The sequence below is a fragment of the Burkholderia sp. genome, assembly GCF_018375725.1.
Taxonomy (GTDB): domain Bacteria; phylum Pseudomonadota; class Gammaproteobacteria; order Burkholderiales; family Burkholderiaceae; genus Burkholderia.
Map to the genome: position 1 here is coordinate 1 of NZ_JAHACR010000472.1, position 2,033 is coordinate 2,033.

A 2,033-nucleotide genomic window follows, 5' to 3' on the forward strand; every position below is an offset into this window, starting at 1 on the left:
TGCGCACCGAGGCGAACCGCAAGCCGGACGAGCCGGTCGCGCATCCGCTGCGCGGCCAGGGCGCGAACTACAGCCGCCCGGAAGATCTCGTGTGGCGCTTCTGGAGCGGCGCATTCGCGCATCCGCGCGCCTACCGCACGTTCCGCTGGGCGGCCACGCGGCTGCGCGCGCTGGCGCCGTCGAACCAGATGGGCTGGACCCGGCACCGCACGCCGCTCGAACCCGCGCCGCGCAGCCTGGCCGACCTGCTGCGCGCCCGCGGCCAGCCTGAATAGCGCATGACCCGTCGCGATTTCTGACCTGTACCGATTACCGATATAAACGGAGGAGACAACCATGCAGGCCTGGCAACAAATCTATACGCCCCTCGGCAGCCTATGGCTGTCGGCGCTCGTCGCCGCGATACCGATCATCTTCTTTTTCATTGCGCTCGCGGCCTTGCGGATCAAGGGGCATGTCGCCGCGGCGATTACGCTGCTGCTGGCGCTCGGCGTCGCGATCGTCGCGTACCGGATGCCGGTGCCGCAGGCGCTCGCGGCAGCGGGCTACGGTTTCGCATACGGCATCTGGCCGATCGCATGGATCATCGTCGCCGCGGTGTTCCTGTACAAGATCGTCGTCAAGACCGGGCAATTCGACATCATCCGCGCCTCGGTCCTGTCGATCACCGACGACCAGCGCCTGCAGATGCTGTTGATCGGCTTCTCCTTCGGCGCATTCCTTGAAGGCGCAGCCGGCTTCGGCGCGCCGGTCGCGATCACCGCCGCGCTGCTGGTCGGCCTTGGCTTCCGGCCACTGCATGCCGCGGGGCTGTGCCTGATCGCGAACACCGCACCGGTCGCGTTCGGCGCGATGGGGATTCCCGTCATCGTCGCCGGGCAGGTCACGGGCATCGACGCGTTCCACATCGGCGCGATGGCCGGCCGGCAGCTGCCGCTGCTGTCGGTGTTCGTGCCGTTCTGGCTCGTGTTCATGATGGACGGCAAGCGCGGGGTCAAGGAGACCTGGCCCGCCGCGCTCGTCGCGGGCGGCAGCTTCGCGGTCACGCAGTACTTCACGTCGAATCACATCGGGCCTGAACTGCCGGACATCACGTCGTCGCTGGTCAGTCTCGTGTCGCTCGCCGCGTTTCTGAAGGTCTGGCAGCCGAGCAGCGCGAAGCAGACGGCCGGCGGCGCAGTCGCCTCCGGCGGCACGGCAGCCCTCGCGGGCTTCGGCGGCGGTGCGGGTTTCGGGACGAAGCCGGCCCGCCAGGCATCGCCGTACACGCTCGCGCAGACCGTGCGCGCGTGGTCGCCGTTCCTGATCCTGACGGGCGTCGTCACGGTATGGAGTCTCGCACCGTTCAAGGCGCTGTTCGCCGCGCACGGCCCGCTCGCCGCGACCGTGCTGAAATTCAAGGTGCCGGCGCTCGACCAGCTCGTGATCAAGACCGCCCCGATCGTCGCGACGCCGAAGGCCTACGAGGCGATTCTGAAGATCGACCTGCTGTCTGCGGTCGGCAGCGCGATCCTGGTCACGGCGCTGATTTCGATGGCGCTGTTGCGGATGAAGCCGCGCGACGGCCTTGTCACGTTCGGTGAAACGCTGAAGGAACTCACGCGCCCGATCCTGTCGATCGGCTTCGTGCTCGCGTTCGCATTCGTCGCAAACTACTCGGGGATGTCGTCGACGCTTGCGCTGCTGCTCGCCGGCACCGGCGCCGCATTCCCGTTCTTCTCGCCGTTCCTCGGCTGGCTCGGCGTGTTCCTGACCGGCTCGGACACGTCGTCGAACGCGCTGTTCTGCTCGCTCCAGCAGGCGACCGGCCATCAGCTCGGCCTGTCGGAAACGCTGGTGGTCGCGGCGAACACGACGGGCGGCGTCACCGCGAAGATGATCTCGCCGCAATCGATCGCGGTCGCGTGCGCGGCGACGGGCCTCGTCGGCAAGGAATCGGAGCTGTTCCGCTTCACCGTCAGGCACAGCGTGCTGTTCGCGGTGATCGTCGGCCTGATCACGCTGGCGCAGGCGTACGTGGTGCCGGGCATGGT

The 2,033-nt window shown here is 68.0% G+C and carries 2 protein-coding genes; both read left to right on the forward strand.

The window, feature by feature from the left end; genetic code table 11:
• On the forward strand, positions 1-275 hold a 275-nt coding region (locus KH616_RS24515), incomplete at its 5' end, for a lactate utilisation protein LutB domain-containing protein (RefSeq protein ID WP_292253838.1).
• A 61-nt stretch (positions 276-336) separates the two neighbouring features.
• A partial coding sequence (locus KH616_RS24520; protein ID WP_292253841.1) for a lactate permease LctP family transporter occupies positions 337-2,033 on the forward strand: 1,697 nt, incomplete at its 3' end.